Source organism: Proteus sp. FZP2095, from assembly GCF_023701425.1.
Taxonomy (GTDB): Bacteria; Pseudomonadota; Gammaproteobacteria; order Enterobacterales; family Enterobacteriaceae; genus Proteus; species Proteus cibarius.
In genome coordinates this window covers 353,219-370,387 of record NZ_JAMQBJ010000002.1, presented here as the reverse complement: position 1 = coordinate 370,387, position 17,169 = coordinate 353,219, and the positions used below count along the sequence as shown (strand labels likewise).

Here is a 17,169-nt window from a genome sequence, read left to right as displayed (position 1 = left end):
AATTCCCCCGATATTTTGATCGGGGGAAATTTGTTAAATAATATTATTGTCTTTTAATTTTAGGCTTTTTAAAAGAATAATAGAATTTAAGCCTCTTTTTAAATCTTCATTTAATTTTATTTTATTTTTATTTAATTTATTAAAATCATCTATAAGTTGAAAAATAAATTTACTAATTAAGAAAGATCCTTCTATTTCATATTGCTCTTCATACTTATCACATAAAGAAAATAACTCATTTAATGAGACATCACTTAATCTTCGGATTAAATTATCTTTAAAACTTCCTTTTATTTTTTTATTTTCAGAAACAATTTCAGATAAAGCATCAATTAAATCTAATTTTTCACTTAAAGAATAATCATTATTCATTGTTTCATAAATACTTTCTTCAACAACATCTTTCATTAAATCATCAATAGAATAAATCAATGAATTTATATTTTTCAATTTATTAACATCATAGTTTTTATTTTTTAAGTAACTAAATATTAGCTCTATTTCTCTCTTACTTAAATCAACAAAAAAGTTAAATTTTTTATTATTAATGGATAAACTTTTATCAAAAAGATAAGTATCGGAATTATTATCATAATTAACGTCATAAGAATTGGTAACATTATCTAAACTCTTACCCATTTCCATATAAATGGGTTCATCTTCCGTTAGATCGTTCTCATTTAAAGAGTTAACATCAAAAAATTCATTTACTGAGTTTTCTACTAATAATACTGAGTTAAGTTTAATGTTAAAATCAGCACTTGATGATTGATTTAATACATTTAATGAACTTTTTTGTTCTAGCCTACCTATACTTTCGATAATCATTATTATCATCCCATTAGTTTATTATAGACACTATTTTATATTTTGTTTTCTCTTCTTCTTTCATTTATCCACCATCTATATAATTGATTTTTATAATATATTAAATTAATTCTTATTAAGAATATTTTCCACAGTATTATCAATACTTTCTTTTAAAAAGAATTTATAGCTATCAATACTTCCAAAACTAGATTTTATTTTATCGTCTGAATTTAATAGGCTATCTGCTATTGATTCTAAAAAATTATTTTTAGAATTATCTAAAGATATTTTATTACCAGAAAATAAAATCCATTTAGAATGAAATTCTAATTCTTTCTTAAACTCTGTAATTTTTTCTTTCTCTAATTCAGGTATTTCCTTCAAGAAAGAGATAATATCATTAATAATGCTCGATTTTATTTCATCACTTTTTATTTTTCTTTGGGCTTCGGATAATGGTTTATCAAAAACTTCATCGTTTTCTTTTTTATCTATTTTTTCCTTGTTATCTAATTTTACAGGAGTGCTTTCACTCTGATTGTTCTTATTTTCAACATTAGAAATATTTTTTCTCAATCCTAAAAAATCATTTTTTATGTTAATGCTTGGTTTTATAAAACTGATAATTGTATTATAACAACTTAATATTATTCCATTTAAAATATTTTTAATTTCTCTGCTTTTATTTTCAACATTTTTTATTGCTGAAAATGTATTTCTAACAATATTATTTATATACATATATCCTCCTAATCGTTTTAGGAGAATTAAAACGTATATCATAATTAGCTTCTATCAATAAGTTATGTTTTTTTAATCATTATTTGCTAAAAGATTCATAAAAAAGTCAATAAAATATAATTATTTAATAAAATAAAACATTAAAATAAGTAATGATTATTTTTATATTTTTAAAACATTTAATGTTTACAGTGCTTTTTCCATGATTAAGATCACAGAAAAACGTTCCCATAAGTTAAATACAAGAACCTCACCTACAAAAAACACTATTTTTTCTAATAAAGAGAAAACCAAAAATTAAATAATAATTAACATTAAATTATTATTTTAAAAATAATAATTTTTCTATAATTCCCTATTGTTTTTTTTATGATACAAGTAAGTGTTAGTCTTTTCTAATAAATGAAATAAGTAAGTATTAATACAGAGAATACAATTAAAAACACAATGGAGTATTGTCATGAATCTCGTTGAACGGTTTATTTCTTATACAAAAGTTAACACCACCACAAATAGGGAAAATGGCGCAGCTGGTATTATGCCTTCTTCGGAAGGTCAGCGAGTCCTAGCTCTACAATTAGTCGAAGAGTTAAAAACTTTAGGTGTTGAAGATATCAAAATTCGTGATACTGCGATTGTTACCGCAACACTGCCTTCTAATCTTGACTATGAAGTTCCAACCGTTGCTTTTTTTGGCCATTTAGATACCAGTGCTGAACAAACTAATGATACCAAAGCGCAAATTCTACCTTATAAAGGTGGCGATCTTTGCTTAAATGAAGAACTTGAGATCTTTTTACGTCAAAGCGAGTTTCCTGAATTAGAAAACTATATTGGCGACGATATTATCGTAACCGATGGTACTAGCTTATTAGGCGCTGACGATAAAGCCGCTATCGCCTCAATTATGGATATGTTGCAGTACTTTAAACAGCATCCTGAAGTGAAACATGGTACGGTTAAAATTGGTTTTGTACCCGATGAAGAACAAGGTTTACGTGGTGCAAAAGTCTTTGATACTAAAGAATTCGGTGCTGATTTTGCCTATACCTTAGATTGCTGTGGTATTGGTGAGTTAGTGTATGAAAACTGGAATGCAGGAGATGTCGAAATTACCTTTACAGGTGCATCGGCTCACCCAATGTCAGCCAAAGGTAAATTAAAAAACTCATTGTTAATGGCACATAAATTTGTTGCCATGTTACCTGGCGGTGAAGCACCTGAATATACCGAAGGCCGTGAAGGTTATTATTGGGTCAAACAATTAGCAGGTAATAGTGCCCGTACTGTATTAAAAATGGATGTGCGTGATTTCACCGAAAAAGGTTATGCACAACGTATGGCATTTTTAAAGCAACTTTCTGATTATTGTGAAGGTTTATGGGGTGAAGGTTCTGTAGCTTGTAAACTTGCTGACCGTTATGCCAACGTATTTAATAGCCTACAAGGCGATAATCGCTATCCTATCGATATTGCTGTGGCTGCTTATGAAGCAAATGGTATTACCCCTCGCCCAATTCCAATGCGTGGTGGTTATGATGGCGCAGCACTCTCTCAAAATGGTCTGCCTTGTCCTAATATCTTTACTGGTGCTCATAACTTCCACTCTATTTATGAATATCTACCCGTTAAATCGCTTTACGCTGCCAGTGATGTCTTAAAATCTGTCGTTAAGATCACGGCTGAGCGCTTTGCACCTGGAGCTAAAGCATGATCCAAATTCTTGCGGTCTTAATTGTCGTTGTTATTGTCGCTAGAATGATCTTGAAAGGATATAAAGCAGAGCCTGTTTTGTTAGTTGCTGGTTTAGCCTTAATGGCGCTAACAATGATGTTTGGTTGGGGAGATATTCTTCCTAAAAATGTCAAAACAACAGGTATCGGTTGGTTAGATCCTTTTGAAGTAATGCGTGATCTCTTTAGTAGTCGTGCGGCTGATCTTGGTTTAATGATCATGGCACTGATGGGGTTTGCACATTATATGGATCATATTGGCGCCAATGAGGCCGTTGTTCGTGTTGCAACTCGCCCATTGAAAAATATGCGCTCACCTTATGTGCTGCTATTTTTCTCGTTTTTACTCGCTAGTATTTTGCAACTTGCTATTCCTTCAGCAACTGGATTGGCCGTTCTATTAATGGGTACGATGTTCCCGATTATGATAGGACTTGGCTTATCTCCAGCATCGGCTGCGGGTGTGATTGCAACTTCATTAGGTGTTGCTTACACCCCAACTGCCATTGATGCCATTCGTGGTGCAAAAGCCGTTGACTTAGGGGTTGTCGAATATGTGCTTTATTACCAAGGCCCTGCGGCGATTGCAACCGTATTCGCTGTTGGTATTACACATATCTTCTGGCAACGCCATTGTGACCGCAAAGCCGGATTTGTGCCTCAATTAGGCAAAATGTCTGAAGAAGCAAAGAGTGATAAAAATGTACCCGGCTTTTATGCCTTACTGCCAATGTTACCTATTATTATGGCAGTAAGTTCATCAAGCCTATTTGTTAAAGGCATTCACCTTGATGTAGTCACAATCGTATTGATTTCAATGGCAATTTGTATGCTAATTGAAACATTACGCTTACGTGATTTTAAATCAGTGTGTGCAGGTTTCCAGCATTTCTTAAAGGGTATGGGTTCTGCATTTAGTAACGTTGTGGGCTTATTAGTCGCAGCAGGTGTTTTTGCTCATGGTATTAAAGTCAGTGGTGCAATTGACAGCCTGATCGTGATGGCGGAATCTGTTGGCTTACCACCATTTGCAATGGCATTGGTCTTCGCTATCGTGACATTAGCTGCCGCGATTATTATGGGTTCAGGTAATGCGCCTTTCCTTGCATTCGTTGAACTTATTCCACAAATTGCCCATAGCATGGGTGTAAACCCAATTGCGATGATTTTACCAATGCAACAAGCATCACATATGGGACGAGGTATGTCTCCAGTGGCAGGGGTTATTATTGCAGTATCTAGTGGCGCGAAATTGCAACCATTTGATGTTGTAAAACGGACAGCAATACCGCTTATGGTTGGTTTTATATTCCACAGTACTATTATTGCTATCTTCTATTATTGATAAATATACCTGAAGCAATATTTGTTGCTTCAGGTTATTTTCAAATAATAAACATATTAAAAATAAATAAAGGTATTTTATTGTGATTTTTATAACTAAAAATCAATTATCTGTTTTTCTAAAAATATATTTAACTCTTCATTTTTAAATAAAACATTAAAAAATATCATTATGAAAATATTAACAAAAATATAAAGCATTATTCTTATACACTAAAAAACAATAAGCCTATTATTTGTTTTGTTAAAATAAAAATGCAATATTGAAAATACTCACTCATTATTTTTATTTTAACAATCCTGAGTTAGCCCACATTAAGTATGATCATTATACTAGCAATAGAATTGTGTATTCGTTCTATTGCCTTTTTATTTAATCTCACTGTTAATTTCTTAAATTATTTTATTTATCTTCATTTTTTATCTTCCTTAATTTATACATTAGATACAAAACCGCCCTTCTTTAGCACTCATAAATTACATTAAAGAGTCAAAACGTTTGTTTTTATTTTGTGTGGAAAAAATTACCAACATAGAAGCTACAAAGGGGAATATTTTCTCAAAATTTGTACAATGTTAGTAAATTCAGAAAAAACTTTCTCCAATAAATTAAGTATGATGGGGGTATTAAAAATAGAATAACCCTTTGAATTCTCATACTGTTTATTGGATGTATGCAATGAAAGAACAATTATCTTCTCGTTGGAAAATATTGATAGCGGCAGTTAAGCAACAAGTTAAACCCGCTTTAGGTTGTACAGAACCTATCTCGCTTGCATTGGCGGCTGCAACTGCAGCAAGTTACTTACAACACGCGATTACCCGCATTAGTGCTGAAGTCTCCCCTAATTTAATGAAAAACGGTATGGGTGTTACAGTGCCGGGTACAGGTATGGTGGGATTATCCATCGCCGCAAGCTTAGGTGCCGTTGGTGGCGATTGTAAAGCTGGCCTTGAAGTATTAAAGAATGCGACTCCTGATCATGTTGAGCAAAGTAAAGCGCTATTAGCTGCTGGCATTGTAAACGTTTCAATTAAAAAAGCATGCCAAGAAGTTCTTTATAGCGAAGTGACTGTGGAAGATGGTGAAAATAGCGCAACAGTAATTATTGCCGGTAATCATACTAATATCGTCAAAATTATTCATAACGGTCATGTTGTTCTTGATAACACTTGCAATGGTACAGAACAGTCTGCATCACCTTGTGAAATAAAAGAAACGTTAACCCAAACTAATACCCAAGAAATTTACCAGTTTGTGACTCAAACTCCAGTAGAAGAAATTTCTTTTATCCTTGAGTCAGCACACTTAAATGATGCGTTATCAAAAGAAGGTTTGAACAATACTTATGGTTTACATATTGGACAAACGTTACAACGCCAACAACAGCGTGGCTTATTAGCAAAAGATTTATTATCAGAAATCATGATCCGTACTTCTGCAGCCTCTGATGCACGTATGGGTGGTGCCGTTTTACCCGCAATGAGTAACTCCGGCTCAGGCAACCAAGGTATTGCCGCAACGATGCCTGTTGTGGTCGTTGCTGAATATTTACAAGTTGGCGAAGAAAAAATGGCAAGAGCATTAATGCTTTCCCATTTACTGGCAATATATATTCACCATAAGTTTCCGGCACTATCTGCGTTATGCGCAGCAACAACAGCATCAATGGGCGCTGCTGGCGCAATTGCATGGCTAATGGATGAACGTTACGAATCTATGGCGATGGCAATTAGTAGCATGATTGGTGATATCAGCGGTGTGATTTGTGATGGTGCATCTAATAGCTGTGCGATGAAAGTCTCAACAGGAGCAAGTGCGGCTTATAAAGCTGTATTAATGGCTCTAGATAACACTTATGTGACAGGTAATGACGGTATTGTCGCTCATGACGTTGATTCTACTATTGAAAATTTGTGTGCATTAGCAAGCCGTGCAATGCAACATACCGATGTTCAAATTATTGAGATCATGGAATATAAAGCTGTTGCCAATGGCTAATTTGAGCGTTTAAAAAAAGCACCCCATAATTTTGGTTATTATGGGGTGAAACATAAGATCCTAGGAACAGGATCCTCCTCAAGTCAGGAGCTTATCAATATTCGTTACTGCTATTTACGGCAACTACGGTTCAATTACTACGGTTACTGCTCTACTTCTTACTACTTTCTAACACTCACTACAGGGTATTCTGTTAATAAGCCTTTTCTTCTGTGCTAGGCATCAAAGCATCAAAACTGGCTCTTATCTCTTGTTCTGGTAATTGAATACCAATAAAAACCAATGTACTTTGACGAGTTTCATCTTCATGCCACGGCCTATCCCAATCAGCACTATAAAGACGTTGTACACCTTGGAATAACAAACGATTAGGCTGGTCTTTAATATTTAATATCCCTTTATAACGCAAAAGATTATCAGCGAAGCTTAATAGTAATTTTTCCATTACGTCTGAAACTTCTTGCAACTCAACGGGATAATCAAATTTTAGTACAATCGAATTGATATCATCTTGCTTATCAGCCTGATAACGGAATAGAGGCTGTTTTACATCGAGATTATCGTTCAACATAAAACCTTTTACGTTAAACAATAATCCTAAATCAATTTGTCCATGAATAACGGTATGCACTGGTGCTCTGGCATTAATACGTCTTAGTCTTGCCATTAGTTCAGGAGAGGCTGGCGCAACATCTGTTTTCGTTAATAAGATGCGATCTGCATAACCAATTTGTGATTGTGCAATCGTAAATTGATCCAGTTGTTGCTGAGCATGAACATTATCAACAAGCGTGATGATGCCATCTAATAAATAACGCTGGCAGATAATTTCATGAGAAAAGAACGTTTGACTAATAGGACCAGGATCAGCCATACCTGTACATTCAATCACTAATCTATCAAACTCAATTTCACCACGATCTAAGCTATCACATAAGTCTAATAACGTATCTTCTAATTCATTAGAACGACTACAGCAGATACAACCATTGGTTAATGTTTTAATTTGAGTTGCTCTATCGCCAATGATTTCATCATCAATCGGTACTTCCCCAAATTCATTTTCAATAACAGCAATTTTATAGCCATGCTCTTCATTAAGCATATGACGTAAAAGTGTTGTTTTTCCCGATCCTAAAAAACCGGTTAATATTGTTACTGCAATAGGTTCCATCATCTATCTCCTTTACGGATCATTAGCAACAGCGAAAACCGCCTTTACCATCACCACCGCCATAACGGGCTTCCTGACGCTCACGGAAAAACTCGTTATAGGTCATAACAGGCTTATCTGGATGGTTATCTTTCATGTGTTGCACATAATTATCGTAATCAGGAATACCTATTAGCATACGTGCTGCTTGTCCTAGATATTTTCCAGCTTGCCCTAAATTACCAAACATTAGTTTCTCCTAAGCCCCGTACTGGCAAGCCAGCACGGGGATTTAACCTATCAACCTGAAGTTAGTGACCTGAGGACACTTTTACATCTTTTGGCATAGGCACATAAGGTGTTTCTTGTGCCGTTGCTTCTGGGTTTTTACGTGCTTTCATTGCGGTACGGAAACCGTAGAAAATGATGCTGTAAACAACCACTAAGAATAGAATACTTAAGCCTGCATTAGTGTAGTTATTAATTACAATATGATTCATATTGGTAATTTCCGCTGCTGTTAAGTCAGCACCACCCGCTAAAATCTTCGCTTTGTATTCATTTGCTAGATAGAAGAAGCCTTCCATTTGTGGGTCATCACTCAGTAATTTCAGACCTAATGCCCATGTTGTACAAATTAATAACCATACTGCTGGAATAACCGTTACCCAGATATATTTAGTACGTTTCATCTTAATTAAGATAACAGTACCTAATACCAGAGCAACCGCCGCTAACATTTGGTTCGAGATCCCAAACAGTGGCCATAAGCTCTTAACACCGCCTAATGGGTCAACAACACCTTGATATAACAGATATCCCCATAAACCAACGCAACCCGCTGTACCAATAACACCTGGAATGAACGAGTCTGTTTTCTTCAAATAAGGGATAAAGTTACCTAACAAGTCTTGGAACATAAAACGACCAGAACGTGTACCCGCATCTAACGCTGTTAAAATAAAGAGCGCTTCGAACAAGATACCAAAGTGGTACCAGAAGCCCATATCCGCAGCAGGAATGATTTTATGGAATACCATCGCAATACCAACTGCTAAGGTAGGCGCACCACCAGCACGGTTTAATACTGAAGGCTCACCAATATCTTTTGCTGTTTGTAAGATTTCATCAGGCGAAATAACAAAGCCCCATGAACTAACCGTTGCAGCAGCATGTACGGTAACATCTTTTAGCTGTTCCATTATAACTGCTGTATTTTCACCACCTAACTCATGAAGGTTTGGCATAGTAATACCTAAACCTGCAGGTGGAGTATTCATTGCAAAATAGAGGCCAGGTTCAATAATAGAAGCCGCAACTAACGCCATGATTGCAACGAATGATTCCATTAACATTGCACCATAACCGATGAAACGTGCGTCCATCTCATTGGCGATAAGTTTAGGTGTTGTACCCGATGCTATCAGCGCGTGGAAACCAGATACAGCACCACAAGCAATAGTAATAAATAAGAATGGGAATAAAGCCCCTTTCCATAATGGACCTGTACCATCGATATATTGAGTCATCGCTGGCATTTTTAGTTCAGGGTTCAGAATAACAATACCAACCGCTAAACCGACAATAACCCCAATTTTTAAGAAAGTGGCTAAATAGTCACGAGGTGCAAGGATCAACCAAACAGGCAGTAATGCGGAAATGAAAGCATAACCAATAAGACCAAATGTAATTGTTGTATCTTTAAAGGTTAACGCAGGTCCCCAGTACGGATCGCTAGCAATAACACCACCAAACCAAATCGCGGCAATCAGTAATACAATACCGATAACAGACACTTCGCCAACACGGCCTGGACGAATATAACGCATGTAAATACCCATAAACAGGGCAATAGGTACTGTTGAACAAACAGTGAACACACCCCATGGGCTTTCTGCTAATGCTTTAACAACGATAAGTGCAAGCACTGCAAGAATGATGATCATGATAAGGAAACAGCCGAATAAAGCGATAGTACCAGGTACAGGCCCCATCTCTTTCTTTATCATCTCACCAAGTGAATTACCGTTACGGCGTGTAGAAATAAACAGCACCATAAAGTCTTGTACAGCCCCCGCAAGCACAACCCCAGCTAATAGCCAAAGTGTACCTGGCAAGTACCCCATTTGTGCAGCAAGAACGGGGCCAACTAAAGGACCTGCACCTGCAATCGCAGCAAAGTGGTGACCAAATAGAACATAACGGTTAGTAGGAACATAATTCAAACCGTCATTGTTAACAACAGAAGGTGTTGCTCTAGTTGGATCAAGTTTCATCACTTTTTGAGCGATGTAAAGACTGTAATAACGATAAGCAACTAAATAAACGGCAACAGAAGCAACAACTATCCATAATGCACTGACGTGTTCACCACGGCGAAGTGCAACCACTGAAAGACAAAAAGCACCGATAATCCCGAGAATAACCCAAGGTATGTGCTTTAAAAATGCATTTTTGTTCATGAGACACCTTTTTTTCAGGCAAGACCGAACAGCTAAAGAGTAATGCGGGACAGCAGAGAATGATTTGAACGAATCTGAGAAATAACTGCCCGCAGCTACATAATAAGAATTCTTACACGGGAATGGTGGGACTAAATCTCTTAGCGGTTGTATAACGAATTAAGCGGTCTGTTTTCTCAGTTAAGTGGTTCTGTTATTTTTAAATGGTGGTTTTTTTGTGATCTAGATAACAATTTTATGACTTTCAATAAGTTAGAAAATTTCCAAATATAAAAAAACCTCCTTTTCTCTAACAAAAAAAGAGGTTTTTTATAACATTATTTAATTGAATGGTAATTATTGGCTAAATTGAACTGATATCAAAAGTACATTACCTTTTCGAGTAGGTGAACCATTAAAACGCCATTGATATGCAGCATCAATAACAGCATCGTCTATGCTCATATCTCCACTACTAGATTTCAATAACACCACAGTAGGAACACCTTGAGGATCAACATCAAGTTGTAAGATCATATCTCCTGTTTTAGGTGCGGAGTCAGGCGCATTCACTTTTGGTAGTGGCTGATTACTGCCTTTGATATTCGCTGATGAGAAATCAACACTAAATGTCCGATTTGATTGCTCAATTTTATCGGTATTCAAAGATGAACGAATAACTTTACTATTCGGATCTGATGCTGGTATTGCACGCTGAGCTAACTGAATTTGTGTTAAGTCATCACTGAGATAATCATCAGAAGGCTTAACTTCAATGCCTTCAGGTAAATAACGCATATCCATTCTTGCTCGTAAGGTTTGATAGCGCTCTAAACGAGCACCTTCAAGTGTATTTATCACCATTCTCATTTCTAGCATTTGCATTAAAGAACTAATACTCTCTTTCGATTTTTGCTGTGCAGCTTTCGCGAATGCACCCGCGGCAATTTCTGGATCTTCATCGAGCCATGTTATTCCCCAGCCTAACCAGACATCTTCACGCTCAGGATCTAATGCAATAGCTTGTTCAAAATGAGTACGTGCTTTCAATAATAAAGTTTGCCAATATTCTTTATCTTGTGGATAAATATTAGGTGATCTCGCTAAGTTATTAGTTCCCACGTTGTAATACTGCAACTCAAAACGCGCAACCATTCTAACAACATCATCATTATCTTGATTCATAACGAGTTTTTCATTTAAAAAGCGAATACTGTTATCCCAATTTTCATGATTATTCTCGCCATTAGGCAATGTCTGCAACTCTTTTAAGATTGCTTGTAACGTTGCACGCTTTTCTTGCTGTTTTTGCGATAGTCTAGGGTAATAAGAAGCATAAGGATCATAGCTAGAGCGAGTTACTTCTCTTTCATCGTTTAATTCTGGCGCTTGTTTTTTCAATTCTGAATAAACATTTTCGGTAAGTGTTATCCCTTTAGCTTCTTGTCTTGCGTAAGCTTTAACCAGTTTTATCAATGTTGATTGCAGCTTAACAGCATACTCTTTCCAACCAAGGCGAGTGCTTTCAAAATGCACTGTTACACGTTGGCGATATCCGTCTTTATTTGGCATAAAACGCCAATGACGAGCAGCACTCACAGCTTGATCATCAAAAGTATCAACACCACTACTGTTTTGTACCCAAAGCCCTGAAATACGCCCTTGAGGATCAACATCAACGGATAAAATAACCTCTGCACGAGGGATATATTTTCTGATTGTTGGGTAACGGATCTCAGTTAAATTTTTCACTTCATTTGGTGATTCAACAATCACTTCTCCGGGATACTCTTTTCCCATCATTGATTGCATTTCAAGATAAGTGGTTAAATCATTATTAATTGCATTACTCACTGGTAATCGCTGATTAGCAAGCTTAGTGACTTCATCTGGTGGTGTACTGTTTTGTCGATAAAAACGATCTTCAATAACACGCGCCTGTAATATCTGATAAATCTGGCGCTGATTTTCAGTAAGCTCTGAAATTGCTTTTTTCAATAATGGTTGTGCTGAACTATCACTATGACCTTGCTTAGTCTGTTTCAACGTATCAGACACCATTAAAGCTAACATCGCTTTTTCAACTTGAGCATCGGGAGAACGATGAGCAATATAAGTCAATGCTAAAACTTGCCATGCCTCGGGTGATAAGGGGGCAACAGCAATGACATTAATACCGGATTGCGTTAATTGAGCATCATGACTATTTGAAAGGGAAGCTAATGCCTGAGCGACCATAATCTCAGGTTGATTTAATAGCCAGTCGCCATAAAAATTGAGTGTTTTTAAAGCGTCCGCACGTTCTGGTGTTCCTTTTGTATGAATTAAATAAGCTTCTTTCGCTTTTGTCGCAGTAGCCACATCATCACTAAAATAATCTAATCCCGGTAAAGCTATTCGTGCTTTTTCAATAGCGTTAATAGATGCCAATGCTTTAGCTTGATTAGACCGAATAACTTTACGAATATCATCTTCACTATTAACAACAAAATAATGATAATTTTGCCATTCAGATTGTTCGATATTTTGTAAAACAAAACGACGACGATCTTCTAATTCATTCTTTGGGATCACCGAAAATGACACACCCAGCGCCATTAAAAGCACTAGCCCCCCGCCAAATAAATAATAAATATTTTTAGCTCTCCACGATTGCAATAACATTACAATCGTCATAATGAGAGAGCCTAGCCATAATCCCAGTAAGAAATTACGCTCATCAAAGCGAACAGATGCGGGGAGAATTCTACTATTAAAACCATCAATCAAGCTAAAGGTTGAAACCAAGAAGGCTGGCAACCAAAAAGGGAACAATAACGTTATAACGCCAATAATAATGAGGATCAGCTTTGTTCTTTTTTTCATGTTATTTTCCCTAAACTATGGCTTTCTTTTCAAAATATGCATTGAAGGGAAAACAAAAATAACTAACAAGATAATGACTGAAACCATTAAAAACATCACACTCAACATCGTTATTAGTATTTGTTCAATATAATCCGCTTTGATTAAATCCGAGACCCAATTGGAACCTAACCCACTACTTATACCCTGCGGAATAAAATTCATCAGCAATAATCCAAATATCACAGGAACCAACATGGCAATTGCGGTATGTAAAAGAACCTTAGGAACTTTGCTTATTGCTTGTTTTATAGCAATAAAAATTGCAGGAGGCTGCCGCGGTTTAGGCGGAGCTGTGCGTCTTGTCGCTTGTCTAACAGTAGCATTTTGTGCTCTGGTTTGACCTTCCTGCTCTCGTTGCGTTTCATTTTGTTTTTGAGTCGTTGCAACTTGTTGTAATTGAGCTTGCCTTGCACATGTAGCACAGGCTTTACCCGAAAAATACTGGTGGTTTTTATCTTTCTGACAAACCAGCATTTGCTGTTTTTCAGGTTGTGCATATTCATAAAGCGCCGTAGCCCATGTTTTGGCACTTGGTCTTAATGAAGGTGCTCCTGAAAATGCTTTATCAAAGAGTGCTCTTAATGTATCGGGTAATTGTTTATGTCCACTTGCCACACTAGGTGTAATTAAATTATGTGCTTTTACACCATAACCGTAAAAACGCCCAGCAATACGCCTTGGAATATCCGTAGGTACAGTGTCGTTTTTAGGGCGACCACTAAAAGGATGAATACCAAAATTAAGCAACTGGAAAATAATTACCGCTAAGGCAAATCGGTCTTGCCACTCTTCCTGTGCTTCAGGAATAGTTTGCTTAGCTTGAAATTCTGGCGCTAAATATTCGACGGTAAATTGCCCTGCGGGATAGCGTGTATTCTCACCTTGAATACTAAATCCATCACAATCGAGAAGAGACATATACAAACTTGATTTATAAAACCGCAAATTCAGCGGTTTCATATCAATAATGCGATGCCCTTGTTGGTGTAAAGCATCAATCAATGAGCAAAGGTTATATGCGAGACTAACCTTCGCCCCCATTCCCGTAGGTAAGCCATGAGCCTTGGCTTGGCGTTCTTGAAGAACGTATTCCAACTCAATAGTATTTTTGACATCAAGTTCGGGCATTACAAAGCCAACAAATTGCTTTTGGCTATTATATAAACGCGCTTGGGGCCATGCGAGTTGGATAATGGGAGTATCGTTAACAGAGACAGGCTTTAATGCAGGTTCTAATTTCTGCATCGCCGAGATCTTTTTCAGATAATAGGCTTTATCAATTTTATCATGATAAACTTTTGAAACTTGGAAAGGTGCGTTTTTAATATGGCTAACGCTACCTGCACCACCGCTTTTTATCAAATCACCTATTTGATAAATCTTGCCGTTTTCATCTTGTAGTTGCGTAGATACTGGCTGAGCTATCCCTTTCTTTCTCGCTTTTACCACAACTCTTCATCCCTGATGCAAATAACTAAGGTTTTATCATCACCTGTGATTGAGTGTGTTCGAGGATCAGCTAAAGTCCCCGCTAATGCCTCACTTCCGCTATCTTCTGAAACCGTTTTTAAATAACTGATCACCGGGGTAATAAACGGTTCATAAAGGGCATCACACGCTTTATTCATAGCAAATGGCTGTACACCATCAGACATCAGAATAACTTGTTTTACTGGTTTATTTAGGGGAATAACGCGCAAATGCTCTTCCCAATTTTCTGATGTCACAAACCAAGTTTGGTTCGCATATTCTCCGTTTTCTGGCTGTGATACATAACTTGTACCATCGCAGTATTCCACCACTGCAATACCATCACCCAAATGGAACAAATAACCACTATCATCGCCAACCCAGCATGCAACCAGTGTTGATGCATATTCATTAAGCGTACACTGTTTTATTTCTGCATATTCGGCGAGCTGGAGGCGAATATCTTCAATAAGTTGCTTAGCCCCTTGTGTTATCTGTTTTTCGGTTAACAGATCAATATTTGGCCACTCTGTAATTCGTAGCGTAAATAACCGAGCAACAAGCTGAGCACCTTGTTCACTATAACGAGAAGAGCCCGCGCCATCACAAACTGCAGCAATAAGATATTCACCTTTGCGACGAATAAAATAAGCATCCTGACAGGGAATTTGACGTTCTTGATGGGCTATGCCTGTCGCAGATGCCCCATAAGCTAACCAATCATTCATCAAACAGGTACACTCGCCCAAGAATCAGTTGAAGGTAATTGTGCTGTGCCACCCGGTGTAGATTGAGAGACCACCTGCATACTGGCACTTAGCCATAAGAACAATTCTTTAAATTGCAGTCCTTTAAGCATTTTCACACCATTAACACCATTACGGCTAAAACATCCCATTACTTCTGCGGATGCACCATCAACCATAATAGGAAATACCGCTGTTTTTTGACTTTCTTCGGCTTGGCGACAAAGTTGTGCAGCCTGTTCCCATTGATCTGTCGGAACGCCATCAGACATTAAAAACAGCCAAGGACGAGTATAAGCAACACCCGCTTGTTTAAAGCGCTGTTTTTCAGCTTCAATCTCTTCAAGCGCTAGCGTAATGGCTTGCCCCATAGGCGTTGTACCATTAGCTTCTAAAACAGGTGCCGTAAAGTCCATTGCATCTTTCCAATCACCATGAACTGTACATTGGTCATATCCACCATATTCAATTACTAAAATACGCACACGTTTTGCTGCAATAACGTCATTTTTTAGTTCTTGTTCTAGTAGCTTAAGGCCTTCATTTAGTTGTTGAATAGGCTGCCCATACATACTACCAGAGCTATCTAATACTAAGATCAGTGGGGTTCTTTGTTCACTATTATCAACCAAGGCTACGTCAGGGATCATAAGATGCTCCATCATTCAGTTATTATTTTTCATGATAATGATTAATGTAACATAAAGATGAGAAATTCATCAGAAAGAAAAAAGCGATAAATTGAATATAAGGATTGGGAAAGCTCGTATTAATATCAAAAATCTAATCAATAGCTAATACTGTGAAGTTTTTCATAACGTCATATAAAAAAACACCTCATTACATTAAGTAAAAAGGTGTTTTTTAATAAACAATTTATGATGTTAATAGTGGATTTTTTGGCGTCCAGCGATAGAGTGCGAAAGCGTAGTACCATCGACCATTTCAAGCTCACCACCCACTGGAACTCCATGGGCAATTCGGCTAGCCGCAATATCATACTGAGCGCAAATTTCAGCAATGTAATTAGCGGTTGCTTCACCTTCAACAGTCGGGTTTGTAGCCAAGATCACTTCTGAAATAGCTTCTTGACTTAAGCGTTCTTCAAGTCTATCTAAACCAATATCCATAGGCCCAATACCATCTAAAGGGGATAAATGCCCCATTAAAACAAAGTATCGACCCGCAAACTGCCCTGTCTGCTCGATAGCATGAATATCCGCAGGACTTTCGACAACACAAATTTGCCCATTTTGCTGACGGCGAACATTGGCACAAATGGTGCAACGCTCTTCTTCAGTAAAGGTTCGGCAATCACAACAATGACCAATTTCAGACATTGCACGCGTGAGTGCTTGTGCAAGTCGCATACCACCGCTTCTATCACGCTGAAGCAGTTGGAAAGCCATTCGTTGCGCTGATTTAGGCCCGACTCCGGGTAAACAACGCAACGCTTCCATTAATGATTCAAGAAGTGGGCTAGTTTGCATTAGAATGGCATCTTAAAGCCTGGTGGTAATTGCATACCGTTAGAAACAGAGGCCATTCTCTCTTTTTGCGTTTCATCAATACGACGCGCAGCATCATTAAAGGCAGCAGCAATCAGATCTTCCAGCATCTCTTTGTCATCTTCTAGCAGGCTAGGATCGATTTCAACACGACGGCAATTATGAGCACCATTGATAGTGATCTTAACTAAGCCAGCGCCAGATTCACCGGTCACTTCTAAGTTTGCGATCTCTTCTTGCATTTGTTGCATTTTTTCTTGCATTTGTTGGGCTTGCTTCATCAGATTACCCAAACCACCTTTTCCGAACATAAT

14 protein-coding genes are annotated in these 17,169 nt (G+C 37.2%); 3 read left to right on the top strand and 11 right to left on the bottom strand.

Annotated elements, in window-relative coordinates; translation table 11 throughout:
• Positions 1-33: 33 nt before the first annotated feature.
• Together NBG71_RS11865 and NBG71_RS11860 are read right to left on the bottom strand one after the other, a co-directional pair.
• Positions 34-828: a hypothetical protein gene (locus tag NBG71_RS11865; RefSeq protein ID WP_250916873.1), complete on the bottom strand. Its 795-nt coding sequence runs from the start codon at positions 826-828 to the stop codon at positions 34-36.
• A gap of 105 nt (positions 829-933) precedes the next feature.
• Positions 934-1,551, bottom strand: coding sequence for a hypothetical protein (locus NBG71_RS11860; RefSeq protein ID WP_159241707.1), 618 nt, complete (start codon positions 1,549-1,551; stop codon positions 934-936).
• Positions 1,552-2,011: 460 nt separating this feature from the next.
• On the opposite strand from NBG71_RS11860, the gene pepT reads away from it, so the two are divergent.
• The 3 genes from pepT (at position 2,012) to NBG71_RS11845 (ending at position 6,630) form a co-directional block, all read left to right on the top strand.
• Positions 2,012-3,265 (top strand): peptidase T, encoded by a 1,254-nt coding sequence (gene pepT / locus NBG71_RS11855; RefSeq protein ID WP_075671933.1) that lies wholly within the window; start codon positions 2,012-2,014, stop codon positions 3,263-3,265.
• Positions 3,262-4,629, top strand: coding sequence for a C4-dicarboxylate transporter DcuC (gene dcuC, locus NBG71_RS11850; RefSeq protein ID WP_109419507.1), 1,368 nt, complete (start codon positions 3,262-3,264; stop codon positions 4,627-4,629). The genes pepT and dcuC overlap by 4 nt, the downstream gene beginning before the upstream one ends.
• Positions 4,630-5,307: 678 nt before the next feature.
• Positions 5,308-6,630 carry an L-cysteine desulfidase family protein gene (locus NBG71_RS11845; protein ID WP_075671937.1) on the top strand — a complete coding sequence of 441 codons (1,323 nt, stop codon included), beginning with the start codon at positions 5,308-5,310 and terminating at the stop codon, positions 6,628-6,630.
• Positions 6,631-6,823: 193 nt separating this feature from the next.
• Here the strand turns inward: NBG71_RS11845 and yjiA are convergent, their stop codons facing one another.
• From yjiA to NBG71_RS11800, 9 genes are all read right to left on the bottom strand, one after another.
• Positions 6,824-7,804 (bottom strand): GTPase, encoded by a 981-nt coding sequence (gene yjiA / locus NBG71_RS11840; RefSeq protein ID WP_075671939.1) that lies wholly within the window; start codon positions 7,802-7,804, stop codon positions 6,824-6,826.
• A 22-nt stretch (positions 7,805-7,826) separates the two neighbouring features.
• On the bottom strand, positions 7,827-8,033 hold the full coding sequence (locus NBG71_RS11835) for a YbdD/YjiX family protein (protein ID WP_004245057.1): 207 nt from the start codon (positions 8,031-8,033) through the stop codon (positions 7,827-7,829).
• Positions 8,034-8,094: 61 nt separating this feature from the next.
• Complete coding sequence (locus NBG71_RS11830) at positions 8,095-10,245, bottom strand: carbon starvation CstA family protein (protein WP_075671941.1); 2,151 nt, start codon at positions 10,243-10,245, stop codon at positions 8,095-8,097.
• A 336-nt stretch (positions 10,246-10,581) separates the two neighbouring features.
• Positions 10,582-13,089, bottom strand: coding sequence for a TonB family protein (locus tag NBG71_RS11825; protein ID WP_099659960.1), 2,508 nt, complete (start codon positions 13,087-13,089; stop codon positions 10,582-10,584).
• A gap of 15 nt (positions 13,090-13,104) precedes the next feature.
• Entirely contained in the window at positions 13,105-14,580 is a 1,476-nt protein-coding gene (locus NBG71_RS11820) for a hypothetical protein (protein ID WP_075671945.1), read from the bottom strand.
• Positions 14,574-15,329 (bottom strand): PP2C family serine/threonine-protein phosphatase, encoded by a 756-nt coding sequence (locus tag NBG71_RS11815; protein ID WP_075671947.1) that lies wholly within the window; start codon positions 15,327-15,329, stop codon positions 14,574-14,576. The genes NBG71_RS11820 and NBG71_RS11815 overlap by 7 nt, the downstream gene beginning before the upstream one ends.
• The gene (locus NBG71_RS11810; protein WP_223672521.1) at positions 15,329-15,997 is read right to left on the bottom strand and encodes a vWA domain-containing protein; all 669 of its coding nucleotides are present in this window, start codon (positions 15,995-15,997) and stop codon (positions 15,329-15,331) included. Before NBG71_RS11810 ends, NBG71_RS11815 begins: the two co-directional genes overlap by 1 nt.
• 234 nt (positions 15,998-16,231) lie before the next feature.
• The gene (recR, locus tag NBG71_RS11805) at positions 16,232-16,837 is read right to left on the bottom strand and encodes a recombination mediator RecR (RefSeq protein WP_075671949.1); all 606 of its coding nucleotides are present in this window, start codon (positions 16,835-16,837) and stop codon (positions 16,232-16,234) included.
• Positions 16,837-17,166, bottom strand: coding sequence for a YbaB/EbfC family nucleoid-associated protein (locus tag NBG71_RS11800; protein WP_023580840.1), 330 nt, complete (start codon positions 17,164-17,166; stop codon positions 16,837-16,839). Before NBG71_RS11800 ends, recR begins: the two co-directional genes overlap by 1 nt.
• Positions 17,167-17,169: the final 3 nt, after the last annotated feature.

Coding starts and splice junctions, on each gene's coding strand:
- NBG71_RS11830 (WP_075671941.1), bottom strand. CDS start 10,245: ATGAACAAAAATGCATTTTTAAAGCACATACCTTGGGTTATTCTCGGG.
- dcuC (WP_109419507.1), top strand. CDS start 3,262: ATGATCCAAATTCTTGCGGTCTTAATTGTCGTTGTTATTGTCGCTAGA.
- NBG71_RS11845 (WP_075671937.1), top strand. CDS start 5,308: ATGAAAGAACAATTATCTTCTCGTTGGAAAATATTGATAGCGGCAGTT.
- NBG71_RS11800 (WP_023580840.1), bottom strand. CDS start 17,166: ATGTTCGGAAAAGGTGGTTTGGGTAATCTGATGAAGCAAGCCCAACAA.
- pepT (WP_075671933.1), top strand. CDS start 2,012: ATGAATCTCGTTGAACGGTTTATTTCTTATACAAAAGTTAACACCACC.
- NBG71_RS11815 (WP_075671947.1), bottom strand. CDS start 15,329: ATGAATGATTGGTTAGCTTATGGGGCATCTGCGACAGGCATAGCCCAT.
- recR (WP_075671949.1), bottom strand. CDS start 16,837: ATGCAAACTAGCCCACTTCTTGAATCATTAATGGAAGCGTTGCGTTGT.
- NBG71_RS11825 (WP_099659960.1), bottom strand. CDS start 13,089: ATGAAAAAAAGAACAAAGCTGATCCTCATTATTATTGGCGTTATAACG.
- NBG71_RS11810 (WP_223672521.1), bottom strand. CDS start 15,997: ATGATCCCTGACGTAGCCTTGGTTGATAATAGTGAACAAAGAACCCCA.
- NBG71_RS11865 (WP_250916873.1), bottom strand. CDS start 828: ATGATTATCGAAAGTATAGGTAGGCTAGAACAAAAAAGTTCATTAAAT.
- NBG71_RS11860 (WP_159241707.1), bottom strand. CDS start 1,551: ATGTATATAAATAATATTGTTAGAAATACATTTTCAGCAATAAAAAAT.
- yjiA (WP_075671939.1), bottom strand. CDS start 7,804: ATGGAACCTATTGCAGTAACAATATTAACCGGTTTTTTAGGATCGGGA.
- NBG71_RS11835 (WP_004245057.1), bottom strand. CDS start 8,033: ATGTTTGGTAATTTAGGGCAAGCTGGAAAATATCTAGGACAAGCAGCA.